This is a genomic window from Novosphingobium aeonii (assembly GCF_052279045.1).
GTDB lineage: Bacteria > Pseudomonadota > Alphaproteobacteria > Sphingomonadales > Sphingomonadaceae > Novosphingobium.
The window spans coordinates 1,876,612-1,900,510 of record NZ_CP176833.1; the positions used below are offsets into that span (position 1 = coordinate 1,876,612).

20 protein-coding genes are annotated in these 23,899 nt (G+C 66.8%); 7 read left to right on the forward strand and 13 right to left on the reverse strand.

Going from position 1 to position 23,899, the window contains the following annotated elements:
* Positions 1-3: 3 nt before the first annotated feature.
* Positions 4-681 (reverse strand): response regulator transcription factor, encoded by a 678-nt coding sequence (locus ACLIMP_RS23665; protein WP_324699275.1) that lies wholly within the window; start codon positions 679-681, stop codon positions 4-6.
* 148 nt (positions 682-829) lie between these two features.
* Between ACLIMP_RS23665 and ACLIMP_RS23670 the strand changes: the two genes are divergently transcribed.
* Positions 830-2,059, forward strand: a complete 1,230-nt coding sequence (locus tag ACLIMP_RS23670) for a CDP-glycerol glycerophosphotransferase family protein (protein ID WP_324699274.1) — start codon at positions 830-832, stop codon at positions 2,057-2,059.
* A gap of 63 nt (positions 2,060-2,122) precedes the next feature.
* Here ACLIMP_RS23670 and ACLIMP_RS23675 read toward each other — a convergent pair whose 3' ends face one another.
* From ACLIMP_RS23675 to ACLIMP_RS23690, 4 genes are all read right to left on the reverse strand, one after another.
* Positions 2,123-3,526, reverse strand: coding sequence for an efflux transporter outer membrane subunit (locus ACLIMP_RS23675; protein ID WP_324699273.1), 1,404 nt, complete (start codon positions 3,524-3,526; stop codon positions 2,123-2,125).
* A complete protein-coding gene (locus ACLIMP_RS23680; RefSeq protein ID WP_054437337.1) occupies positions 3,516-4,733 on the reverse strand; it encodes an efflux RND transporter periplasmic adaptor subunit in 1,218 nt (405 codons plus the stop codon). The genes ACLIMP_RS23675 and ACLIMP_RS23680 overlap by 11 nt, the downstream gene beginning before the upstream one ends.
* Positions 4,726-7,923, reverse strand: coding sequence for an efflux RND transporter permease subunit (locus ACLIMP_RS23685; protein WP_324699272.1), 3,198 nt, complete (start codon positions 7,921-7,923; stop codon positions 4,726-4,728). Before ACLIMP_RS23685 ends, ACLIMP_RS23680 begins: the two co-directional genes overlap by 8 nt.
* A 260-nt stretch (positions 7,924-8,183) precedes the next feature.
* Positions 8,184-8,966: a helix-turn-helix domain-containing protein gene (locus ACLIMP_RS23690; RefSeq protein WP_443478483.1), complete on the reverse strand. Its 783-nt coding sequence runs from the start codon at positions 8,964-8,966 to the stop codon at positions 8,184-8,186.
* A gap of 82 nt (positions 8,967-9,048) precedes the next feature.
* Between ACLIMP_RS23690 and ACLIMP_RS23695 the strand changes: the two genes are divergently transcribed.
* Together ACLIMP_RS23695 and ACLIMP_RS23700 are read left to right on the forward strand one after the other, a co-directional pair.
* Positions 9,049-9,834, forward strand: coding sequence for a class I SAM-dependent methyltransferase (locus tag ACLIMP_RS23695; protein ID WP_443478484.1), 786 nt, complete (start codon positions 9,049-9,051; stop codon positions 9,832-9,834).
* 97 nt (positions 9,835-9,931) lie between these two features.
* Positions 9,932-10,561, forward strand: coding sequence for a LysE family translocator (locus tag ACLIMP_RS23700; RefSeq protein WP_132469516.1), 630 nt, complete (start codon positions 9,932-9,934; stop codon positions 10,559-10,561).
* A 44-nt stretch (positions 10,562-10,605) separates the two neighbouring features.
* Here the strand turns inward: ACLIMP_RS23700 and ACLIMP_RS23705 are convergent, their stop codons facing one another.
* On the reverse strand, positions 10,606-12,243 hold the full coding sequence (locus ACLIMP_RS23705; protein WP_324699269.1) for a Na+/H+ antiporter: 1,638 nt from the start codon (positions 12,241-12,243) through the stop codon (positions 10,606-10,608).
* Positions 12,244-12,505: 262 nt separating this feature from the next.
* Between ACLIMP_RS23705 and ACLIMP_RS23710 the strand changes: the two genes are divergently transcribed.
* Positions 12,506-13,210 (forward strand): glutamine amidotransferase, encoded by a 705-nt coding sequence (locus ACLIMP_RS23710; RefSeq protein ID WP_292636528.1) that lies wholly within the window; start codon positions 12,506-12,508, stop codon positions 13,208-13,210.
* Here ACLIMP_RS23710 and ACLIMP_RS23715 read toward each other — a convergent pair.
* The 3 genes from ACLIMP_RS23715 to ACLIMP_RS23725 all read right to left on the reverse strand — a co-directional run bounded on the left by ACLIMP_RS23715 (position 13,193) and on the right by ACLIMP_RS23725 (position 16,641).
* Positions 13,193-13,852 (reverse strand): OmpA family protein, encoded by a 660-nt coding sequence (locus tag ACLIMP_RS23715; RefSeq protein WP_324699268.1) that lies wholly within the window; start codon positions 13,850-13,852, stop codon positions 13,193-13,195. The genes ACLIMP_RS23710 and ACLIMP_RS23715 overlap by 18 nt on opposite strands.
* Positions 13,849-15,687: a cation:proton antiporter gene (locus ACLIMP_RS23720; protein ID WP_132469517.1), complete on the reverse strand. Its 1,839-nt coding sequence runs from the start codon at positions 15,685-15,687 to the stop codon at positions 13,849-13,851. The genes ACLIMP_RS23715 and ACLIMP_RS23720 overlap by 4 nt, the downstream gene beginning before the upstream one ends.
* 84 nt (positions 15,688-15,771) lie before the next feature.
* Entirely contained in the window at positions 15,772-16,641 is an 870-nt protein-coding gene (locus ACLIMP_RS23725) for a LysR family transcriptional regulator (RefSeq protein ID WP_443478485.1), read from the reverse strand.
* Positions 16,642-16,739: 98 nt separating this feature from the next.
* On the opposite strand from ACLIMP_RS23725, the gene ACLIMP_RS23730 reads away from it, so the two are divergent.
* Entirely contained in the window at positions 16,740-17,765 is a 1,026-nt protein-coding gene (locus tag ACLIMP_RS23730; protein WP_324699267.1) for a bile acid:sodium symporter family protein, read from the forward strand.
* On the opposite strand, the gene ACLIMP_RS23735 is transcribed toward ACLIMP_RS23730, so the two are convergent.
* The 4 genes from ACLIMP_RS23735 to ACLIMP_RS23750 are packed head-to-tail and all read right to left on the reverse strand — an operon-like array spanning position 17,722 to position 21,521.
* Complete coding sequence (locus ACLIMP_RS23735) at positions 17,722-18,639, reverse strand: hypothetical protein (protein WP_324699266.1); 918 nt, start codon at positions 18,637-18,639, stop codon at positions 17,722-17,724. The two genes, ACLIMP_RS23730 and ACLIMP_RS23735, sit on opposite strands and share 44 nt — an antisense overlap.
* Positions 18,636-19,991: a lipopolysaccharide biosynthesis protein gene (locus tag ACLIMP_RS23740; protein WP_443478486.1), complete on the reverse strand. Its 1,356-nt coding sequence runs from the start codon at positions 19,989-19,991 to the stop codon at positions 18,636-18,638. The genes ACLIMP_RS23735 and ACLIMP_RS23740 overlap by 4 nt, the downstream gene beginning before the upstream one ends.
* Complete coding sequence (locus ACLIMP_RS23745; protein ID WP_324699265.1) at positions 19,988-20,713, reverse strand: nucleoside/nucleotide kinase family protein; 726 nt, start codon at positions 20,711-20,713, stop codon at positions 19,988-19,990. Before ACLIMP_RS23745 ends, ACLIMP_RS23740 begins: the two co-directional genes overlap by 4 nt.
* 34 nt (positions 20,714-20,747) lie before the next feature.
* Positions 20,748-21,521, reverse strand: a complete 774-nt coding sequence (locus ACLIMP_RS23750; protein WP_324699264.1) for a nucleoside/nucleotide kinase family protein — start codon at positions 21,519-21,521, stop codon at positions 20,748-20,750.
* Positions 21,522-21,758: 237 nt separating this feature from the next.
* On the opposite strand from ACLIMP_RS23750, the gene ACLIMP_RS23755 reads away from it, so the two are divergent.
* Both ACLIMP_RS23755 and ACLIMP_RS23760 read left to right on the forward strand, forming a co-directional pair.
* Complete coding sequence (locus ACLIMP_RS23755; RefSeq protein WP_054437353.1) at positions 21,759-22,427, forward strand: response regulator transcription factor; 669 nt, start codon at positions 21,759-21,761, stop codon at positions 22,425-22,427.
* Positions 22,424-23,797 carry a sensor histidine kinase gene (locus ACLIMP_RS23760; RefSeq protein WP_324699263.1) on the forward strand — a complete coding sequence of 458 codons (1,374 nt, stop codon included), beginning with the start codon at positions 22,424-22,426 and terminating at the stop codon, positions 23,795-23,797. Before ACLIMP_RS23755 ends, ACLIMP_RS23760 begins: the two co-directional genes overlap by 4 nt.
* Positions 23,798-23,899: the final 102 nt, after the last annotated feature.

The window sequence follows — 23,899 nt, forward strand, 5'->3', positions numbered from 1 at the left end:
TTGTCACTCCGGCCGCATGACGTAGCCAAGCCCGCGGATCGTGTGGATCAGCGGCGCCTCTTCGTCCTGCGCGATCTTCTGGCGCAGCTTGGAAATGTGCTGGTCGATGATGTTGGTCTGGGGATCGAAATTGTAGTCCCACACGTTCTCCAGCAGCATCGAACGGGTCACCACCCGCCCCGCATTCCGCGCGAGATAGGCGAGAATCCGCAGTTCGCGCAGGGTCAGGTTGATCCGCCGGCTGCCCCGGGAAACCACGTGAGCAACAAGATCGATCTCCAGGTCGGCCACCCGCAAGAAGTCGCTCGGCTCGGTGACGGCGGCGCCGCGGCGACCGAGGCTTTCCACCCGCGCCAGCAGTTCCGACATCGCGAAGGGCTTGGCCATGTAATCGTCGCCGCCCGCGCGCAGGCCGCGCACGCGCTCGTCCACATCGCCCAGGGCGCTGACGATCAGGACCGGCGTGGCGTTCTCCGTCGCGCGCAGCGCCGCCAGCAGCTTGAGCCCGTCCAGCGAGGGGAGCATCCGGTCCAACACGATGACGTCGTAGGTCTCGCAAGTGGCCTGGATCAGCCCTTCGCGCCCGTCCGCCCGATGCTCGACAATGTGCCCGGCCTCGCGAAGACCCGCCGCGACATGGGCAGCCAGACTGGCATCGTCTTCGACAAGCAGGATCTGCATATGCGGTTATCGTCGGCCCGTGATCGCAGGAACATGTGCTCGTACCGGCCCCGCGCGCCCAAGTCGAGTGCGGCGAGCCGAATGCAACATGGGCAAATCCAAATGTTTCCGCAATCATGGCGAGACACTGGCGCGGCATAGGCCGAGCATGAACGCAACTGTTGCAGCCGCATCGCAAGTCGTCCTCCCGCCTCCGGCCACCACCCTGAAGGGCGCCGCGCCGCGCCTGATCCATGTACTGGCGATCGGCGGCGCGCACCAGTTGCCGCATATCGTACCGGTGGCTTGCGAACTGGAACGGCGCCATCCCGGCAGCGTGACCATCTTCGTCCCCAAGGCCGCCGACGTGCAGGCCGTGCGCGATCTCGCGGCGAGAATGGGCCTGCCCCTGCCGGCGCTGGTGGAAATGCGCCTGCCTGCCCCGCTGAATGCACTCGTTCCCGGCTTCGCGCGAAAGATGGCGCGGCTGATCTACTGGTCGCCGCTGCTGCGCGATGCCGAACTGATCCTCTGCGCGGAACGCACCTCCACGATCCTGCCGCGCCTCTGGAAGCAGTGCCCGCCGCTGGTGCACATTCCCCATGGCGCCGGCGACCGGGCGGTCGGCTTCGAAAAACGCTTCGAACTGTTCGACCATGTGATCGTGGCGGGCGAAAAGGACCGCGACCGGTTGCTGGCTGCCGGGCTGGTGACGCCGCAACACTGCACCGCCGCCGGGCCGATCAAGCTGGCGGCGATGCTGCGCGCCGGGCTCCATCCCGCGCCGCTGTTCGACAATGGCCGCAAGACGATCCTCTACAACCCGCACTTCACCAAGAAGCTGAATTCCTTCGACGCCTTCGCTGCGAAACTGATCGATGCGGTGGTGCGTGACGGGCGCTACAACCTCGTGGTCGCGCCCCATGTGCGGATGGCGGCCCGTTGGTCTGCAAGCCGCCGACGCGAGTGGGAAGCGCTGGCAGTGCCGGGGCAAGTGATCGTCGACCTCGGCTCGCCGCGCTGCAACGACATGACATATACCTGCAGCGCCGATCTCTATCTCGGCGATGTCAGCAGCCAGGTCTACGAATTCCTGATCCGCCCGAGGCCGTGCCTCTTCGTCAACGCGCACGAAGCGCAGTGGCAGGACTGCGAGGACTACGCGATGTGGCACTTCGGCGATGTGGTGGCGCCGGACGCCGATCCCGTGGCGGCCATCGACCAGGCCTTCGCCGACCACCGCGCCTATGTGGCCTGGCAGAAGGAGCGCATGCGCTATTCGATCGGCGGGCTCGACTGGAAACCGGACGGCACGCCCTTCATCGCCTCCCAGGACCCGATCCGCCTTGCCGCGGACATCGTCTCCCGCGTCGCCGGGCTTTCACCGGCCCTGGCCTGACCGCAGCTTTCGCCGTCCTTGCGCGCGGCGCGCCGCACGCAAGGACGGTAAGTGTATGCGAACCTAGCTCATGCCGCCCATCGCCCGGACATAAGCGACATTGGCGCGCAGCCGCGCCGTCTGTACGCTGATCCACGAGCGCTGCGCGTCGAGCGCGTCAGTCTGGGCGGTGACCACTTCGAGATAGTCCGAAGCGCCGTCGCGGTAGCGCGACAGGGCGATCTCGCTGGTGCGCTGCGCGGCCTGCGCCGCATCGCGCTGGGCCCCGGCCTGCGTCTCCAGGTGGTGCATCGCCGCGATCGCATCCTCCACGTCCTGGAACGCGCCGAGCACGGTGGAACGGTAGCTGGCCGCCACTTCCTCGTACTCCGCGCGAGACATCTTCACTTGCGACTTGCGCGCGCCGCCGTCGAACAGCGTCAGCAGCGCCGAAACCGGGCCGAGCGACCAGAAGGTGTTGGGCGTCTTCAGCAGGTCGCCATTCGTGGTCTGCCAGCCCCCGGCCGCGCCGAGGCCGATCGAGGGGAACCACGCCGCCTTGGCCACGCCGATGCGGGCATTGGCGGCAAAGACCCTGCGCTCGGCTGCGGCGATGTCGGGACGGCGCTGGAGCAGTTCCGAAGGCACGCCCACGGCAACGTCCGGCACATCGAGCGGCTCGCTGCGCATCGGCAGCGAGAATTCCGACGGCACCACGCCGACCAGCGCCGCCAGTTCGTGCTCGGTCGCCGCACGCTCGTTGGCGATGGCCGAGACTTGCGCACGGGCATTACCCAGCACGGTGCGGGCGCGATTGACGTCGATGCCCGAGGCGATGCCGCCCGAATGCCGCGTGTCAGTGAGCTTGAGCGCGCGCTCGAACGCCTCGACCGAACGGTTTAGCAGGTCCGCCTGTGCATCGAGCCCCCGCAGCCGCAAGTAGGCATCCGCCACCGAGGCCTGGAGGCTGAGCCGCGCCGAGGCGAGATCGCCGCCGGATGCCACCGCCTCGGCATTGGCGGCTTTCACCGAATTGCGAACCCGGCCCCACAGGTCGAGTTCGTAGGACAGACTGCCGCCGACCACGTAGTTGTTATAGGTGCGTGCCGTACCCGTCGATAGCGGGCGGCCGGCCGAAACGCGGTCTCGCGATGCCTCCGCGCTGGCACCGACCGTCGGATAGAGATCCGAGGCGGTGACACCGGCGGCCGCGCGTGCCTGATCGTAGCGGGCGAGCGCGGCGGCCAGCGTGGGGCTGGCGGCTTCGGCCCGCTTTTCCAGATCGTCCAGTGTCGGGTCGCCGAACATCGTCCACCACTCGCCGCGCGCCTCGACATCGCGCGGGGCCGCCTGCGACCAGCCCGCCACTTCGCGGAAAGCCGGCGGTGCGGCGGTTTCGGGGGCGTGATAGTCGGGCGCCATCGAGCACCCGGCCATGGAACACCCGGCGAAAAGCAGCGCTGCGGCTGCGCGCAGCCTAGCCGCCATGAGCGGCGCCCTTTGCTGCCGCAGGAGCGGCAGGCTTCGGCGCGGCCTTCTGGATCTTCACCTGATCGCCGCTGCGCATCGAATCCGGCGGGCTGTCCACCACTCGGTCGCCCTGCCTGACGCCGACCGAAACCACCACCGTCTTGCCAAGATCGCGCGCAATGGTGACCGGGCGCACGGTAACGCGGTCGTTCGCGCCGACCACGGCCACGCTCGGGCCCTTGTCGGTATAGAGGATCGTGCTGCCCGGCAGGGTCAGGCCCTGCACGCCGCCCGCAACGTCGAAGTGGGCTTCCACGAAGGCGCCCGGCTTCAGCGCGCCTTCGCTGTTGTCGGCCTGGACCTCGACGAGGACCGCGCCGGACTGCGCATCGACGGCGCCCGCGCTGCGGGTAACGGTGCCGGGGAACTTGCGCCCCGGGAACTCGGGCAGTGTCAGATCGACGTTCACGCCCTGGATGACCTGCGCCGAATAGATCTGCGGCACCCGGACATAGACGCGCATGCGGTGCACGTCGGAAACGGTGAACAGCGGCTGCGCAGCGGCATTGCCCGCCACCACCAGCGCGCCGATCTGCGCCGAGCGGCTGGTCACGACACCCGCGAACGGGGCCGAGAGGCGGGTGAAGCCGCGCGTGGCTTCCAGTTCGCGAACGCTGGCGAGCGCGGCATTGGCGAGCGCGGTCTTCGCGGCGAGATCGCCCGCCTTCTCATCCACTTCCTGCTGCGAGACGGCGTCCTGCTTGAGCATGGCGCTCCAGCGCTTCGAGGTCGTGGCGGCGAGCCGCTGGTTGGCCAGCGCGGTCTGATAGTCCGCCTTGGCCTGCGCCAGCTGCTGGTCGACTTCGGGCGCATCGAGCACGGCGAGCGTCTGCCCGGCGCCCACCTTGTCGCCTATGTCGGCCTGCCAGCTGCGGACATAGCCGTTGGTGCGGGCATAGATCGCGGCGCTGTTGAACGCCTGCGCGGTGCCCGGCAGCGCAAGGCCGCCCGCGTCCGCCGCGCTCGCCGGGGTAACGACGGCGACGGTGGGCACGGCGGCATCCTCGGCCACGGCTTCGAGATCGCGCGTGGCGCTGAGGCGCGTGGCGATGCCCGCGCCGACCACGGCCAGCGCGATCACCGCGGCGCCGATGCCGACCCGCTTCAGCGTGCGGGTTTCCGGCCCCGTGGGCTGGGCGGCGAGTTCAGAGGTCGAATCATGCATGGGCGGCCTGCACTTCCTGGGGGGCAGCCTTCTCGCGGCGACGGCCGTGGACGAAGGCGAAGACGGTGGGAACGAAGAGGAGGGTTGCGATGGTCGCGCAGATCAGGCCGCCGACGACGGCACGGCCGAGCGGAGCGTTCTGCTCGCCGCCTTCGCCGAGGCCGAGCGCCATGGGGCCCATGCCGATGATCATCGCCAGCGCGGTCATCAGCACCGGGCGGAAGCGGACGAGGCCCGCCTCCATCGCCGCCTTCACCGGGTCTCCCAGCTCGGCGAGCTTTTCGCGCGCGAAGCTGACGACGAGGATCGAGTTGGCGGTGGCCACGCCCATGCACATGATCGCGCCTGTCAGCGCCGGGACCGACAGTGTGGTCCCGGTCGCGAAGAGCATCCAGACGATACCCGCGAGCGCGGCCGGAAGCGCGGTGATGATGACGAAGGGATCTAGCCAGGACTGGAAGTTGACCACGATCAGCAGGTAGATCAGCACGACCGCCGCCAGCAGGCCCCAGCCGAGGCCGGAGAACGCAGTATTCATCGTCTGGTACTGGCCGCGGATAGTGATCGTCGAGCCCTTGGGCGCTTCGGCCTTCAACTCGTCGATCGCCTTCTGCACGTCACCCGCCACGGCGCCGAGATCGCGGCCCTGCGGAGTGCCGTAGATGTCGATGACCGGGGCGATGTTGTAGTGCGAAACGACCGGAGCCGTGGTCGAGCGATTGACCGTCGCCAATGCGCCGAGCGGTTGCGGACGGGTTCCGGCGGCAGCGCCGGACACCGGGAGGTTCGACAGCTTGCTCATCGAATCCACCGCATATTCGGGCGCCTGTGCGACGACCGCGTACTGCACGCCGTTGTCGGGGTTCACGAAGAACACCGGCGCGGTCTGCGAGGTTCCCGCCAGCGAGTTGCCGAGGCTGGTGGTCACGTCGCGTTCGGTGAGGCCGTACTGGCCCGCGCGGGCGCGATCCACGTCGACATCGAGCTGCGGCGAATTGGCCGGCTGCTGGAGGCGCATGTCGGCAAGGCCGGGGATGCGGGCCATCTTGGCCATGAGCTTCTGGGCATAGACGCGCGAGCCTGCCAGGTCCTTGCCGGCGATCTGCACGTCGATCGGCGAAGGCGAACCGAAGTTCAGGATCTGGCTGGTGATGTCGGCAGGCAGGAACGAGAACTGGGTGCCGGGGAACAGGCGCGGCAATTCGCGGCGCAGCTTCTCGACGTAATCACCGGTCGGCGCGTGGTCCTTGTTCAGCGTGATCAGCATGTCGCCGTCCTGCGGGCCGATGGTGCCGCTGTTGTTGTAGACGGTGTTGATCGAGCTGACCGGCAGGCCGATGTTATCGGTGATCGAACCGACTTCGGTGCGGGGAATGAGCTTGCGCACTTCCGCCGAAATCCGTTCGAACCGCAGCGCCGTCTCGTCGATGCGGGTACCCACCGGCACGCGGACGTGCATGGCGATCTGGCCGGAATCGACGGTCGGGAAGAAGTTGCTCCCCAGGAACGGCATCAGCCCGAACGAGATGACGACGATCGCGAGGAAGCCCATCATGAAGGCCTTCTGGCCCTGCAATGCGCGGTGAAGAATGCCGAGGTAACCGTCGCGCAGCTTCTCGAAGCGGGCTTCGAAGCCGCGCTGGAACCGCACGAGGGGGTTGTGCGATTCCGGCGTTCCGGCGTTGTGCGGGTTCTCGTCGTCGGTCGCGTGCGGCTTCAACAGGTACATCGCCAGCGTCGGCACCAGCGTGCGCGACAGGACGAACGAGGCGATCATCGCGAAGACCACCGAAAGCGCCATCGGCACGAAGAGATAGCCCGCGACGCCCGGCAGGAAGAACATCGGCACGAAGACGATGCAGATGCAGAGCAGCGAGACGAACGCCGGGGTGACGATCTGGGCGGCGCCGTCAAGGATCGCCTCCATCACGCCCTTGCCCTGTTCGAGGTGCCAGTTGATGTTCTCGATGGTCACGGTCGCGTCGTCGACGAGGATGCCCACCGCCAGCGCCAATCCGCCCAGCGTCATCACGTTCAGCGTCTGCCCGAACACAGCCAGCATGGCGATCGCGGCCAGCACCGCAAGCGGGATCGACAGCGCGATGATGACGGTCGAACGCCAGGAACCAAGGAACAGCAGGATCATCAGCGAGGTCAGCGCGGCGGCGATGGCGCCTTCGTGGATCACCCCGTTGACCGCCGCCTTCACGAACAGCGACTGGTCGCCCACCGGCAGGATCTTGAGGCTGTCCGGTAGGGTCTCGGCGATCTTGGGCAGGGCTCCCTTCACGCCCTCGACGATGGAAAGCGTCGAGGTCGCGCCGTTCTTGAGCACGGTCAGCAGGGCCGAGCGGCGGCCTTCGACGTGGACAACGTTCTGCTGCTGGGCGCTGCCGTCGCGGACATAGGCCACGTCGCGCATGTAGATGGTCGCGCCGTTGACGACCTTGACCGGCAGTTCGTTCAGCGCCTCGATGGAATCCGGCGTATTGTTGAGCCGTACCGAGTACTGGGTCGCGCCGATCTTGACGAAGCCGGCCGGGTTGATCTGGTTCTGCGAGGCGATGGCATTGCCGACATCGACCGCGGAAAGACCCTTTGACTGAAGCGCCTGGGGATCGAGGTCGATCTGGACCTGGCGCTGGCGGCCGCCCGAGGGGAACGGCATGGCAAGGCCTGGAATGGTGACGAGGCCGGTGCGGATCTGGTTCTGGCCGATGTCGAACAGCTGCTGCTCGGTCATGCCCTCGCCCGACAGCGCGAGCTGGAGGATCGGCACGGTCGAGGCGCTGTAGTTCAGGATCAGCGGCGGGGTGATGCCCGGCGGCATCTGACGCAGCACCGTCTGCGAAACCGAGGTCACCTGCGCGGTGGCGGTGCGAATGTCGGCGCCCGGCTGGAAGTAGATCTTGACGATGCCGGTGCCCTGAAGGGACTGGCTCTCGATATGCTCGATATCGTTGACCGTGGTGGTCAGCACGCGCTCATAGGGCGTGACGATGCGGTCCGTCATGTCCTGCGGCGCAAGGCCCGCATAAGTCCAGGCGACGGCGATGACCGGCACCTTGATTTCGGGAAAAATGTCGACAGGCGTGCGGAAAGCCGCGAGCAAGCCGCCGATGGCGATGATGATGGCCATGACGATGAAGGTCAGGGGGCGGTGCAGCGCGGTCTTGACGATACCTAGCATCGAGAACTCCATAGGCCGCCCCGCACGCAAGACGCGCGCAGGACAGGCGAATTCCTCTCCGGTTCATTTTTTGGTTGGGTTTCCCCCGCTACGACCCTCTGCTGCACGTGACATCAGAAACGGACGGGAAATCCTGCTGGAATAGTTCAGCCCCTAACGACCTGATCCGCGTTAGAAAAATGCGCTGGACGGGATACTCTCATGAATCAATTTCATGATTGGCGGTCATGCATTCCTGGAAAGGGCGGGCCGGGTGAAGGTTATATGTGCTTTTCCGCCAGTTGCAGGAAGACAACCCGGAAATCGCCGCGCTCAACGTCCGCAAGGGTATGCTGGGTGAAGCGTATCATACCTTCATCGGGGTGGCGAAATGTTCGTGTTCCGCCTTCGCGCGCGAGCACGCTCTGCCCGTCCCACGATTCGCGAAAATCGGGACTGTTCTCCTGAAGCCATTCGACCACCCCGCGCACACGCGGATCGGCAAGGGCATGACTGTAATCCCGGCGGAATTCCGCCAGCAGGCGCGCCGCGCGCTCCTTCCAGTCCGGCAGCAGGACGCGGGCGGCGGGATGGGTGAAGACATAGCGCAGCAGGTTGGGGGCGGCATCGCCCTCGAACAGGCCCACGAACAGGCGCCGCGCCGCCTCGTTGGCCGCGCAGACCGCCCATGCCGGGTCGAGCGCATAGCAGGGCCAGTCCAGCCGCTCGACGAGCGCCGAAATGGCGAGCGGTGCGGCCTGCCGGGCATGGGCGAAGGGATCGACCGGATCATGCCTGCCAGCCAGCGCGAACAGATAGTCCCGCTCCGCCACCGAAAGACTGAGGCCCACCGCCAGCCGAGAGAGTGTTTCGGCGGAAGGGCGCACATCCCGGCCCTGTTCGATCCACGCCACCCATGTCGTGCCGATCGCGGCACGGGCGGCAAGCTCCTCCCGGCGCAGCCCCGGAGTGCGGCGGCGGCGGTCATGCCCTTCAGGCGCCATGCTCTCACGGCGGGTGCGAACGAAGGCGCCCAGTAAACGTCGCTGCTCATCGGTCTGCATGGTCAGCGTTATAACAGGATAACAATGTTCATTGTAACAGGCTATAATCCGGGCGAACGGGACTTCGCAAGGAGATTACCCCATGACCAACGACAATTCCCGCCAAACAGCGGCCCCGCAGGACCGGCACGAACTGGTCGAAAGCCAGTTCGGCACCACCGCCGCCGCTTATGTCACCAGCAAGGTCCACGCCTCGGGCGCCGACCTCGACTGGATCGCCGAGCGCGCCCGCGAGGCCGCGCCGCGCCATGCCCTCGACCTGGGCGCGGGCGGCGGCCATGCCGGATATGCCATCGCGCCCCATGCCGGAGCCGTGACCGCCAGCGACCTTTCGCCCCGGATGCTGGACGTGATCGCGGCCGAGGCGGCCCGGCGCGGGATTGCCAACATCGCGACCCACGCAGCTCCCGCCGAAGCCCTGCCTTTCGCGGACGACAGCTTCGACTTTCTCGCCTGCCGTTTTTCCACCCACCACTGGCGCGATGCCGAGGCAGGACTGCGCGAGGCCCGGCGCGTGCTGGCCCCCGGTTGCCCCGCGATCTTCATCGACGTGATCGCGCCCGCCGATCCCGCCGCCGATACGCATCTGCAGGCGGTCGAACTGCTGCGCGACCTCTCCCACGTGCGCGATTATGCGGCGGCGGAGTGGCTCGCGATGCTGGCACGCGCCGGGTTCGCCGCGAAACGGATGACCACGGCCCGCCTGCGCATGGATTTCGCGGACTGGACCGGGCGAATGCGCACCCCGCCGGAACAGGTGGCCGCGATCCGCGCCTTGCAAAGGGCCGCCAGCAGCGAGGTGTCCGCGCATTTCGAGATCGAAGCCGACGGCTCGTTCACGATCGACACGGTCCTCATCGAGACCTAGGCGGCGTAGACCGACAGGCTTGCGCGCCGCCAAAATCCGATTGCGATGGCGCCGCTCCGGACCTAAGCGAATTCTCCCTTTTAGGCCGAGACGAACGATGACGCTCCAGACCTGGTGGCTCTATGCCTTTGCCGTGTTCCTGCTGTCGGGAACGCCCGGCCCGAACATGCTCCACGTCATGACACGCAGCGTCGAGTTCGGCTTCCGCCGCGCCATGGCCGCGATGGCGGGATGCATGTTGGCGATCACGCTCGTGCTCGCCGCCTCGGCAGCCGGCCTTACCGCGCTGCTCAAGGCGATCCCCGGCGCCTTCGAGGTGCTGCGCTACCTCGGCGTCGCCTATCTCGTCTATCTCGGCATCAAGTCCTGGCGCTCCGACGTTTCCCAGATCGAAGAAGGCGATGACAGGATCGACCGGCGCAGTTCGCCCTGGGCGCTGTTCCGTGGCGGCTTCGCCATTGCGATCAGCAACCCCAAGCTGCTGCTCTTCGCCGCCGCCTTCTTCCCCCAGTTCATCAATCCAGCCGAGCCCAAGGCCCCGCAGTTCGCGGTGCTCGTCAGCACTTTCGCGGTGATCGAGATGCTCTGGTACTGCACTTACGCCATGGCCGGCGGTTCGCTCTCGCGGCACTTGCGCAAGCCCTCGGTGAAGCGCGTGTTCAACCGGGTGACCGGCTCCATCTTCGTCGGCTTCGGCGCCGCACTGCTCACTTCGCGAACGGCCTGAGTGAAAGCTTCGGCCGGTCCGCTAACCGAACCGGCCGAACCGCTTCAGCCCCGGTGACGCGCTTCGGCGAGATCGAGTTCGCGGGTCAGCTTGCGAATGGTCTCGCTGCCGACCCGGCGCTCGCGGATGAGTTCGGCCAGCGCGATCCGCTCCGCCTTGACGCCGACGAGGCGGAAATCGCGGAACAGCAGTTCCTGCGCACGGGCCGCGTCGCTTTCGTCCTCGCTCAACCCTTCGATGCGTTCGCGGTAGAAGTCCATGACGCGGCCACCGGCGGCGGCATAACGGTCGGCATCGCCGCGGTTTTCCGCCAGCGCGTGCGTGTGCCGCTCGATCGCGCAGATCGCCGCCTCGGCCGTGGCGATGCGCGCGGCATCCTCCTCCGCCTGCTTCGACGGTTCGGCCGGCATCGTCAGGTCCTTGAGCAGGACCGGCAGCGCCAGGCTGGCAACTACCAGCGAGACGATAATGACCCCCGCCGCCAGGAAGATCGCCAGATCGCGCGCCGGGAACGGGCTGCCATCGTTCAGCGCGAGCGGCAGGGTCAGTACGCCTGCCAGCGTGATCGCGCCGCGCACGCCCGCGAACGACATCGCCGCCACCAGCCGCCAGTTCGGGCTGCTCAAGCTCACGCTTTCACCCGCCTGACGCTTGCGCAGGATGGTGAACTTGAGCGAAAGCCACACCCAGGCGAAGCGCAGCGCCGCAAGGCCCAGCACGATCGCGACGACATAGAGCCCCAGCCAGCCCGGCTCGGTATGGCCGGTCATCGCGACGGTCCGCTTGGCGCCTGCGAGAATGGCGGGAAGCTGTTCGCCCAGCAGCACGAAGATGATGCCGTTCAAGGTGAACTGGATCGTGTCCCACACCGAGTTGCGGCGCATCCGCGTGACCGCCATGGCCTGGCGCGAGATTTCCGCGAACGTCATGGTCACGCCCGCCGCCACGGCGGCAAGGATGCCGGAGGCGTGGAAGTGCTCGGCCAGCATATAGGAACCGAAGGGGATGAGCAGGCTCACCAGGATCTGCGAGCCGGTATCCTCGCCCCAGCGGCGATTGACCCAGGTCTTCGCGCGCGAGACGACAACGGTGACGGCAACGCCGATCGCAAGACCTGCACCCGCCACCCACAGGAAGTTGAGCGCCGCTGCGCCGGCGGAGAACGTCCCGGTCAGCGCCGCCGCGATGGCGAAGCGAAGGCAGACCAGTCCCGAGGCGTCATTGAGCAGCGATTCCCCTTCGAGGATGTGCATCATGCGCTTGGGGATCGGCACGCGCGCAGCGATGGCCGAGACCGCGATCGGATCGGTCGGAGAAACCACTGCGGCCAGCGCAAAGGCAACAGCCAGCGGCATGGCCGGGATCATCCAGTGGATGAACAGGCCCATGCCGATCACCGTAGTGAGCACGAGCCCCAGCGCCAGTTCGACGACGGTGGAGACGTCCTTGAACAATTCGTCCTTGGGAATCCGCCAGCCATCCAGGAACAGCAGGGGCGGCAGGAACAGCAGCAGGAACAGTTCGGGATTGAGCGACACGCTGTAGGAGGTCGAGAGACCGATCACCCCGCCCAGCAGGATCTGCACCAGCGGTGTCGGCACCGACCATGGCAGCATCCTCGATATCGCGCCGCTGACGACAACTGCCAGCAGCAAGAAAAGTACGACCGAAACTGACTCCAAACCTTAATCCTTTCCTGTTTCTGCCGGGGACCATGGCGGCATGCGTTAAGGATTGCAAATCCTGCATCCGTCTTTTTGGCCCTCCGTGCGCCGCGGAAACGGTTTGAAACAAAGTTGCCGTAACCGCTTCCATCCGGGCGCCTTCGGCACTCGACGGGAATCGCGCGAGCATCTACTGCTCTGGAAAATGACATGCGCATGTCGCCGGGCCGCAAGGCCGGTGCGGCAGGCGCCAATGCCGGAACCCATACGAAAGCGCGCCGTGACGACGAAGACCGCCCTCATCATCCGGCACGTTCCCTATGAAGGCGTGGCCGGCTACCGGCAGCCGATCGAGGCCGCCGGCTACGACGTCGATCGCATCGACGTGACCGATCCGGCCTTCTCCTCGCTCGACCTGCGCGAGCCCGACCTGCTCATCATGATGGGCGGCCCCATGGGCGTCTACGAACAGGACACCCACCCCTGGATCGCCTGCCAGATGCGCCGTCTGGCGTTGCGACTGGAAGCCGGGCGGCCGACCCTGGGGGTCTGTTTCGGCGCCCAGATGATCGCGGCGGCCATGGGCGCGGATGTCTATGCCGGGCCGCACAAGGAAGTGGGCTTCCATAGCGTGACGGTTCACGAACACGTGCCTGACAGCCCGCTGCGCCATATCGCCGGCGTGCCCGTGCTGCACTGGCACGGGGACACCTTCTCGCTGCCGGACAACGTCGAACTGCTGGCCTCGAGCCACCTCTACGACCATCAGGCGTTTCGGCGCGGCCCGAACATCCTTGCGCTCCAGTTCCATGCCGAGATGGGCATGGACCCGCGTTTCGACGCCTGGATCGAGCAATGGCCGGAATCGGTGATCGAGGCGGGAGGAGACGAAGCCTCGCTCCGCGCCGCGCATGACAGCCTTGGCCCGAAGGCCGTGGCCGCCGGTCAGGGCATGATCGCGCAGTGGCTAGAAGGGCTGCGCTGAACCTGCCTCCGGCTGCGGGCCATCCGCGCCCTGCTCCTTGGGCGGCTCCGGCGGGCGAACCTCGATCTCCACGCGGCGGTTCCGGTTCCGCCCTTCGGGATCATCGCTCCCGTCCAGCTTGCGATTGGGCGCGATCGGCCGCGCTTCGCCCATCGCGATCACCATGATCCGCTTGCGATCGACACCCTTGCCCGCAAGGTAATCGCGCACCGCTTCCGCGCGGCGGCGCGATGCCGCCAGGTTCTCGGCGTCGGAGCCGCGCGAATCGCTGTGCCCCCAGAGAGTGACAGGCCCGCCGGCCTGGAAGGTCGGCGTGGCGAGCAGCCCATCGATGAGCGCGCGCCCGGCATCGTCCGGCTTCGCGCCCTTTGCCGGGAACGGCACGACAAGATGCACCGCTTCCAGCGGGGGCGCCTCGGTGGGGCCGACCGCCACATCGTCGCGGATGATCGATTTCTTCGCCTCGTCGGCCGCCTGCACGACGGCCTCGCTGGCGGTGGATTCGGAGATGAGGGCAGGACCGGCTTCATCCGTCCCGCTTGCTCCCGGTGTGCCTTCGCCCTGCCCGCACGCGGAAAGCGATGTGAGCAGCAGCGCCGGCAGGAGAGAGGGGAGGACCGGATACTTGGGCGCGATATTCATGCGACCGCCTCCTTGTCTTGAGTGCTTTCACGCGGCCCTTCCGGATCCCCGTGACGGGACGGGCCGTAGGAAATGATCGTGTCACCGGGCTGGGGAGTGGGACGCGATGCATGAGTGAAAAAGCGGATCTTGCCGTCCTTTCGCAGGAGGAACAGCATGTCCGCCTCGTCCGGCAGTGCAGCCTGGGCATCGGCGAAATCGAACTGCTCGCTGATCCGGGTCTTGCGGAAGGTCCAGCCCAGACGCTCGCGTTCCGCGATCTCGGCAACGCCGAGGCCGGAGGCGAACATGGCGCGCCCACGCAGCGCCTCGGGAAGGCTGCGGTGGTCCTCGTCATCCCCCATGCCGCCAAGCTGGTAGACGGAATCGCGGCCAATATCGGGCGCGAACTCACTGCAGACGAGCGCGTTGTAGGCTTCGCTGTCGGTCGTGGCGACGAGAACCTGGAACTGGGCCAGATCGAGCCGCTCCTCGGTCGATTCCGCCAGGATCTCGCCGTGATAGGTGGATATCCCGGCCTGTCGCGCCGCCGAAAGCCGCTGCCAGCTCGTATCCGCGATCATGACCGGCACGTCGAGCTGGCGAAGCTGGTCCGCCAGCGACAGGCTCCACGGCGTGCTGCCGACCACCAACAGCCCCTTCTTGGTCGCACCCGTGACCTTGAGCCAGCGCGCCACGAAACGGATGCTGAAACCATGCGCCACGATCGTCGCGACCACCACGGAGAACGACAGCGTCACCAGAATGCTGCCGTCGCCGTAGCCGAGTTGGTCCAGCCGGAGGGCAAAGAGGCCGGACATCGCAACCGCCACCACGCCGCGGGGCGCGATCCACGCCACCAGCAGGCGCTCGTTCCAGGGGATCTTGCTGAAAGACAGGCTGAGCAGCACGGTCGCCGGGCGAACCAGGAACAGCAGCGCCAGCAGGTAGGCGATGAAGCGCCACTCGAACTGGCGCAGCACACTGAAATCGAGCGAGGCCGAAAGCAGCACGAAAACGCCGGAAATGAGGAGAACGGTGACGTTTTCCTTGAACGGATGAATGTCGCGCAGGCTGTCGAGCCGCATGTTCGCTATCGCCACGCCCATCACCGTCACCGCGAGCAGGCCGGTTTCCTGCTGGATCAGGTTGGAGAGGACGAACGTGCCGATCACCGCCACCAGCAGGACCGGGGCCTTCAGGTACTCGGGCACATGGCCGCGCGGGAAGGCCCAGGCGATCGCGCGGGCAACGGCATAGCCGATCAGCCCGGCGACGACCGCCGCGGCCAGCAGCGCGGCAAGGACCGAAAGCAGGGTTCCCCCCTCGTCCACCCGGCGCAGATATTCGTAGGTTATGACGGCGCACAGCGCGCCGAACGGATCGTTGACGATAGCTTCCCACTTGAGGATCGCGCGGGGACGCGGCGCCACGTTGCTCTGGCGGAGCAAGGGGATGACCACGGTGGGGCCAGTGACCACGAGAATGCCCGCGAACAGGATCGCCACCGGCCAGACCAGCCCGGCCACGTAATAGCACGCCAGCGTCCCGAGGACCCAGCCGACCGGGATGCCTATGACCATGAGACGCGTCACCGCGCCCTCGGTCTTCCTGAGTTCGCGGAAATTGAGACTGAGGCCGCCTTCGAAAAGGATCAGCGCCACGGCGACGGAAACCATCGGTTCCAGCAGATCGCCAAATGTATGTTCGGGAACGACAAGGCCGGTGACGGGACCCGCAAGGACACCGGCGGCGAGCATGAGGGCGATGGCCGGCCAGCCGGTACGCCACGCGATCCATTGCGCGCCGATACCGAGAATGCCGATCAGCGCGAAGACAAGTGCTTGCTGCTGCATGGGTCCCTATAGACAGCCCCGAAGCCGCCGCGTCCACCCCCCTGTGTCCGAAAGCCTTTTCGAAACGCCGCGTCTTTCCCGCCGCTATACCCGCCCCGCGCTACCGCCCCAATGCAGGATCGTTGCGCAAAGGGCGTCTATCGCCGGGTTGGTCCCGCCCGGTCCGATCACCACGAACTCGATCAGGGGAAGCACGGGAAGGCGCTCGCGCGGCGCGAGGATGGACAGGCCCGGCGGCATCAGCCTGCCGGAATGCGGCATCAGGCCGATACCCGCGCGCGCCGCCGCGCTCAGTCCGGTGAGGCTGGCGCTGGTGAAGGCCACCCGCCAGCTTCGCCCCGACCGCTCCAGCACGTCCAGCGCCAGCGCGCGGGTTACGCTGGGTGGCGGATAGAGCAGGAGCGGCAGCGGCGCGTCCTGAACCAGAGGGAATTCGGGATGGCCCACCCAGACGATCGGCTCCTGCCATACCGAAGTGCCCCGCCGATCGCCCTGCCTCCGCTTGACGAAGATCAGGTCCAACTGGCCCGCGTCGAAAGCGTCGTAGAGATCGTCGCTCAGGCCCGCGCGCAGTTCGAGATCGACATCGGGATGGCGGCGCGCGAAGGCGGCCAGCACATCGGGCAGCGCCGAAAGGACGAAGTCCTCCGATGCGCCAAGGCGAAGGCGGCCCCTCAGCGGTGCGGCGGAAAGGTGGTTCTGCAGCCGCCGGTGCCCATCGAGGATCGCGCGGGCATGGGCGAGCAGCACTTCGCCTTCCGGCGTCAGCATGACCCGGTGCGTGGTGCGATCGATGCACCGCCGGCCCGCCCGCTGTTCAAGGCGCTGCACATGCTGGCTGACGGTGGACTGCCTGATCCCCAGCATCCGGGCAGCACCCGTGAAGCTGCCGAGTTCGGCAACGGCCACGAAAGTTTCCAGCAAGTCCACGGGGATCAGGTCCATAGTCATCATGATATATGATGACTGTTATCCATTCTATCGGAATTGTGAATTTAACAGGCCGTCCCTAGTTCGACCGGGCACTTCGATTCCTACGGAAAGACACGCCCATGACCACGATCCGCAAGGCGCTCTCCCGGCTGCCTGTCGACCGGTTCCTCCTGCTGCTGATTACCACCGTTGCGCTGGCCGCCCTGCTGCCGGCGCGGGGCAGCGCGGCGGGTCTGGTCGACAAGGGCGTGACCGGCGCCGTGGCGCTGCTCTTCCTGCTCTACGGTGCCCGCCTTGCGCCGCAGGCGATCTGGTCCGGCATGGCCAACTGGCGGTTGCAGGCCCTTGTCTTCGCCAGCACGTTCATCCTGTTTCCGCTGATCGGCCTCGGGGTCGGCCTGATCGCACGGGGCCATCTGCCGAACGATGTCGTCACCGGGCTGCTGTTCCTTTGCCTGCTGCCCTCGACGGTGCAGTCCTCCATCGCCTTCACCTCGATCGCCAGGGGCAACGTCCCTGCCGCGCTGTGCAGCGCGTCAGTTTCGAACCTGCTCGGCGTGGTGATCACCCCGCTCCTTGTCGCCCGCGTCCTGCCTGCCGCTACCGGTGGGTTCTCACCCAAGGCGCTGGAGGACATCGCACTCCAGATCCTGCTGCCGTTCCTGGCCGGGCAGGCGATCCGGCCATGGATCGCCGGCTGGCTGCAACGCCATCCCAGGCTGACGGCAGTGGTGGACCGGGGCTCGGTTCTGGTCGTGGTCTACGCCGCGTTCAGCGCCGGGATGGTCGCGGGAATCTGGAGCCAGCTTTCGGTCCCCGGCCTTGCGGCGATACTCGCCATCGACATCGCCGTGCTCGCGCTGGTCATCGCGCTGACCACGCTCGCCAGCCGCGCGCTTTCCTTCCCGGTGGAGGATGAGATCGCCATCGTCTTCTGCGGGTCGAAAAAGAGCATGGCGGGCGGAATTCCCATGGCCACCATCCTGTTCCCCGGGCACGCGGTGGGCATGATCGTGCTGCCGCTGATGCTGTTCCACCAGGCGCAGCTCTTCGTCTGCGCCACCCTTGCCCGGCGTTATGCGGCGCGGAGCAAGGCTCCGGTCATTCCGCCGGCTCCAGCGAAGGCATGCCCCGCGCCGCAATGACGGCGCCGGTCGGGCTTTCGCCCAGGCAGGCCGCCGTCAGTGCCTCAAGCCGGCGGCCGATATCCTCGGGCAGCGGGAAACGATCCCGGTGATAGTCCCGATGCCCGGCACCCGCCTGTTCGACGAGATCGTCGTGCATGCTGCCCATCAGCCCGTTGATCGCGCTCAGGAAGCGGGACATGCGGTAGAGGTTCTCCTCCGGTTCCAGCGTCCGGCGCGTATCGTAGTAGGAGACCTGCCGGCTGACGATCTTGCGCATGACGTGGAAGGCGTGCCCCGTTACCGGACCGCCCGCCAGGGCCCGGTCCAGCCGCGCGAACTCCCTGCGGCGGAAGGCAAGGAACCCGTCCGCATCGTCAAGCCGCACGCGCCGCAGTTCCCAAAGCACCGCCATCCACACGGGCCGAGCCATCATCAGGCGCAAGGCCATGCCGTAGCCCAGCACGGCAAGGCGCCTGCGGTTGCGGAAGGAATCCTGCAAGTGGCCCATCACCGCCACGGTGGAGCGGAACAGCAGCGGCGCCTTGTGCCTTCGGCCGTAAAGCACCAGCGCGAAACGCAATTGCTTGTAGCGCGCGCGGATATGCTTGTAGCGAACGCGGGCATCCTGCGGCAGGTCGCCCGTCAGCACGAGCGTTCCGGCAAGATCGCGCATGGCACCGCGATCGGTCCCCGCGCGCCAGAATTCCACGCAGAGCGAGAGGCAGCGCCGCATTTCCGCTTCCGTGCAATCCACCGGGATCGGATCGGGCAGGCTGACGACGGGATCGACCACATCGTCCATCTCGACCGCCTCGAACAGCGCCTCCAGCGTTTCGGGCGTAAACACCTCTTCCCGGTTCGTCGCCCGGCTCCTGATGGACCGCACCGTCATGCCTGCGCGCCCTGCGCCATGATATGCGAAAGGCGGTGCCGCTCCCGGTAGGCCCAGAGCGTGGGTATCAGCATGAACAGCGCCTTGAGGCATACCCCGGCGACATAGGCCAGGCCCGCCCCGGTAATGCCGAACATGTGGATCAGCGCGAAAAGAAGCACCGCATAGCCCAGCGCCGCACTGCCCTCCGCCACCAGCGAAGACCGCTGGCGCCCGGCCATGTAGAGCAGGGATTCGAGCGGGAAACTGGCCATCGTCACGATCAGCGAAATGGTCATAAGCTGGAGCAGGTCGTAAGCCTCGACATAGCGCTTGCCGAAAACCAGCCCGATCACCGGCTCGCCGCCAAGGATCACCACCAGCAGGATCAGGAAACCGATCGCGCCGGATATGGTCGCGCTGCGTATCGCCAGCTGCCACGGATGGCGGCTGGTCGGATCAAGACGCATGATCTCGGGATAGAAGCTGCGGGACAGCAGGTCGGCCGGCTTGCTGGCGGAATCGAAGAAGGTCGCCGCAATCTTGAACAGGCCCGCGCTCGTCGGGCCGAGCATGGCACCGACGATGAGATTGCTCACCGGACCCCACGCCGCCCAGATCGAGTGGGCGAAGTTCGTCGTCCACACGAAGTCCCAGGCCCCGGCAAGGCGGCGGCCGGGACCGAACAGGCCGGGACGCAGCGCACCGCGAATGCCCTTCCGACGCAGTTCCTGCACTGCCATGAACCACAGGCAGAGGTCGCCTGCGAGATCGGCGATGTACCAGGTGAGCACGAAGCCGGCGAAGCCGAAGTGCCCGAAATAGGAGATCGCACCGCCGACCGCACGCAGCAGCGGGGTCGCCAGTTGCTGCACGGCGATCTGGTCGAACCGGTCCAGCACGCGCAGGATGCCCGTGGGCGTCGCCGCCGTCATCGTCGGGATCAGCGTACAGTAAAGCATCGCGAGCCCGACATCGTCGGCGCCGATGCCGAACCATGCGGCAAGGAACGGCAGCAGGACCAGCCCGCCCGCAAGACCGACAAGCCCGCTGGCAAGGTCGAGCCCGAATGCGAAGCCGGTCACGTCGCGCAGTTCGTCCACGTCGCCCCGGCCCAGCGCCGGGGCGCCGTAGCGCACGATGAACTGCCAGGTCTGGAACTTCACCAGCGCGCCTACGCCATTGGCATAGGAATGGATCAGCACCAGCGTGCCGAACAGCGCCGGGCTCATGCCGCGCCCGGCGCAGGCCAGCGCAACGAGGCCGAGCAATGCGGCCACCAGCTTGCTGGAACCGAGGTAAGAGGCATTGCGGACGATGGTGCGGAACACCCCATCGGCAAACCATTGCTTCATGGGCAGGGTCCTGATCACGCCGCGCGCTCCTGCAACGGCGATGAGGAAGGCGCCTCGTTCCGGTCAAGGCGCTCCTCGATGGCGGCCTTGGCAAGCATGAGCACCTCGGCAAGGGGCTGCTCCGCATCGATCTCGACGATGGGAGCGCCCTCGAACGTCAGGAGCGGCACGTCCGCGATCTTGCGGGCGAGCGAGGACAGCCGGTGGTCCGGCTTGCGCGCCACCGCCACGTCGAGCGAGACGTTGAGACGGATCACGAGGTCGGGGCGGTTCACCACCATCGCCTCGTAGCGGCGGCGCTCCGAGCGGGCGAGCAAGCCCACGAGACCAGACCGGCCGGCACTGGCAAGTCCCAGCCCGTCCATCGGCCCGGGCACGCCCAATTGCGGAAAACGGTCGGCGATGATGGCATTGCCTTCCCGGCGCAGCCGCATCATCCGGCGGAAACGGCGCACGCGCCGCATCGAGAACGCATAGATCACCAGTGCCGCCAGCAGCCCGGGGCCCTTGTCGGTCTGGGCTTTCCGCGCCTTGGCATGGATCGACTTGTCGAGCTTACCGCCCAGCAGCGGCAGGCGCGCGATCCGGCGGCCGATATTGCCGGACTGCTTGCCGAGATGGCAGATCTGCACCGGTTGCCGCTCCTCCAGCCAGGCGCGCAGTGCTTCGGTCACGGTCGACTTGCCGGAACCATCGCAACCGATAACGGCGATGAGGGGCGGTAGAGTTGTCTTGTTCATCGTAAGGCCTGAATGAAAGATCGTCGGCAAAGGATCAGCTGTGCAGCCCGTACCGCCGCAACACGGCGAGAACGGTTTCCAGCACTTCGTGATAGGGGCGGGTCGCATCGACATCGACGATCTGCGCGCCGCCGAAACGCAGCGTGGGTACGACGGCCAGCTTCTTCTCCAGCATGTCGCGCTGGTGATCGGACTTGCGCGCAAGGGCAGTATCGACATCGACGTTGAGGCGGATCACCACGGTCGGCCGATAGGAGGCCATGTCGTCGTAAAGCGCCCGTTCCCGCGCGGCGAGACGTTCCACCACAGCCGAACCCCTGCGTTTCCACGAAAGCCCAGGGCCATCGAAGCTGCCGGGAACTTCCGCCTGCGGATAGCGGTCGGTAATGACCTGGACGCCGCCCCGGCGGTAGTCGAGCACCTTGCGGAACCGGCGGCCCCGCGCCAGCGAAAAGCCGAACATGGCCAGCGCCGTGGCAAGCCCGGGCAGGCGCTTGTCCGGCCCTTCGTGCGCCTTCTTTGCCTTACCTGTGAGAAACCGTTCGGCAAGCCGGCCGATCAACGGGAGTTCGCCGATCCGGCGCCCCAGATCGCCCGTGCCGAGCCCGAGATACATCGACCGCGTGGGAGACTGCCGGTCCAGCAGCGCAACGAGATCGCGCGCAAGCGTGGACTTGCCCGAACCGTCGCAGCCGATAAGGGCCACGCAGGGCGCCAGAGCGCCCCGGCTTCGCACCGGCACACTCCCGAAAGCGGATTCGAGGGAGGAATAGGACGCGATCTCTCGCGGGGACTTGTGTATCGTCATGTTTTCGTTAGCCGTTCCTGTCGCCGTCCGCAGCGTTTTCGCTTCCGGAAACGGCGCCTGCGTTCAGGTCGATCAGCGCCCCTAGGCCGCGAAGCTGATGCGAAGCTGATGGCGCAAAAAAGATCTCTCGCGGTTTGACGGGCGGCTGGAAGCTGGCGTAGTCCGGCGTTTCGCGAGCCAAGGCTCAAGCCTTGCCGGTCCCGTTGCCGGGCGTTCAATCTCGCTGGGAGCCGTGCCTTGCCCCGCCTGCTGGTTGCGGAAGACGATCTCGATCTCGGCGCCGCGATGAAGCGCGCTCTCGAACTCGACGGATACGTGGTCGATCACTTCATGCGCGGCGACGAGGTTCTCGCCGCCGCCAGCGTCAGCCCCTACGACGTGATCCTGCTCGACATCGGGCTGCCGCAAATGTCCGGCCTCGAAGTGCTCCGGCAGCTTCGCTCCGCCCGCAATACTGCCCCCGTCATCATCATCACCGCGTTCGACCGCACCCAGCACCGCGTCGCCGGGCTCGATGCCGGAGCGGACGACTACGTGGTGAAGCCGGTGGACCTCGAGGAACTCGCCGCGCGCATCCGTTCGCAGCTTCGCCGCAAGGACCGCCGGCAGGATAACAGCGTGAGCATCGGCGACGTCACGCTGGATTTCGCCGGACACGTTGCCTCGCTGGCAGGAGAGGACGTGGCGCTGACCGCCAAGGAATACCGTGTGCTGGCCCTGCTCATGCGGCGCAGCCGGCGTTTCGTGTCCAAGGCCGATCTCGAGGGCGAGCTTTACGACCAGGATCACTGGGTCGAATCCAACACGGTCGAAGTCGCCATCTCCTCCCTGCGGCGCAAGTTCGGGCGCGATTTCATCCGGACGGCGCGCGGCCTCGGCTACATGGTGGGGGGGCAGGAGACGTGAAGCGGCCCTCGCTCTCCACCCGGCTCTATCGCCGCGTGCTCCTGCTACTGGCGCTGACCGGACTGGGGATGGGCACCGTAATCTACACCGTGGCCAACCGGGAGATCGGCCGCGCATCCGACGCCCAGCTCGTGAACGCCTCCCGCCTGCTCTACATGATGATGCAGGACGAATTGACAGCAGGCGTGCTGGCCGCCCGGGGAACGGGGCTGGCGGACGACGATCCGCTGCTCTCGCCCGAAGAGCGCAAGGCGTTCCACGCATCCTACGACTGGTGCATGTTCGCCGTGTTCTGGGATGGCAGGCCGGTTGCCCAGTCCGGCTGGGGAGCGCCGGTCAGCCAGGTTCCCCGAGCCGCGGGGCTCCACGATTTCACCGCGGTCGGTGATCGCTGGCGCAGCTATGGCCTGCCCGGCCGCGACCCTCGCCTGCTCGTCGTCGTGGCAGAACGGGACGCCATGCGCGAATTCTCGATGGTGCCGGTCCTGCGCAAGCTGGCGCTGCCGCTGATCCTGCTGATCGGCGCGGGCATGGTGGTTCTCTGGTGGACCCTTCGCAAGAGCCTTTCTGAAGTGGAACGGCTGGCTTCCACACTCAATGCGCGCTCGCTCGCCGATCTCACGCCGCTGGTGCCGGATGACTGGTCGCGCGATCTCGGGCCGCTGATCATAGCGCTCAACAAGCTCTTCTCGCGGCTCGATCAGGCTTACGAACTGGAGCAGGCCTTCACCGACGACGTTGCCCACGAACTGCGCACCCCGCTCGCGGCGATCCGCGCGCAGGCGCAGATCCTGCGCAAGACCGCGCCCGCCGAACTGCGGGACGATACGGGACGGCTGCTGGGCGTCGTGGACCGGGCGAACGACCTGATAGACGGGATGCTCACGCTCGCCCGGCTCAATGCCACGGCAGTTTCAAGCCGCTCGGTCGATGTCCATGCGCTGGTGGCCGATGTCGTGGCGGAAACCCTGCTGCACCTGCCCGCCGATGCGATGGAATTCACGGTCACGCCCGATCACATCGTCCGCTGGCGGTGTGATGCGGCATCGCTCCAGATCGCGCTGTCCGCCGTGATCGACAATGGCGTGCGCCATGCCCGCGATGGTGGCCACATCGACATTGCGATCGTGCGCGGCGCGGATCGGCTGGTGGTGACCGTGGGGGACCGGGGCGACGGCGTTCCAGCGGCGGAGCGCGAACGCCTGCTCCGCCGCTTCGAGCGCGGCTCTTCGGCATTTCCCGGCAGCGGCCTTGGCTTGTCGATCGCGGTGAAGGCGATGAACCTTGCCGGCGGATCGATCCGGCTGGAGGACCGGCAGGACGGCCCAGGCCTGCTCGTCATCCTCACCCTTCCCGCCGCTTCGGAGTAGATGCCGCGCGCCCGGCACAAGAGGCGTTTACTGACGATCCCATGCCGCACCGGCGGATTTCCGCAAAAATGTGCAACGAAACACACGGTACAGCGTTCTTTA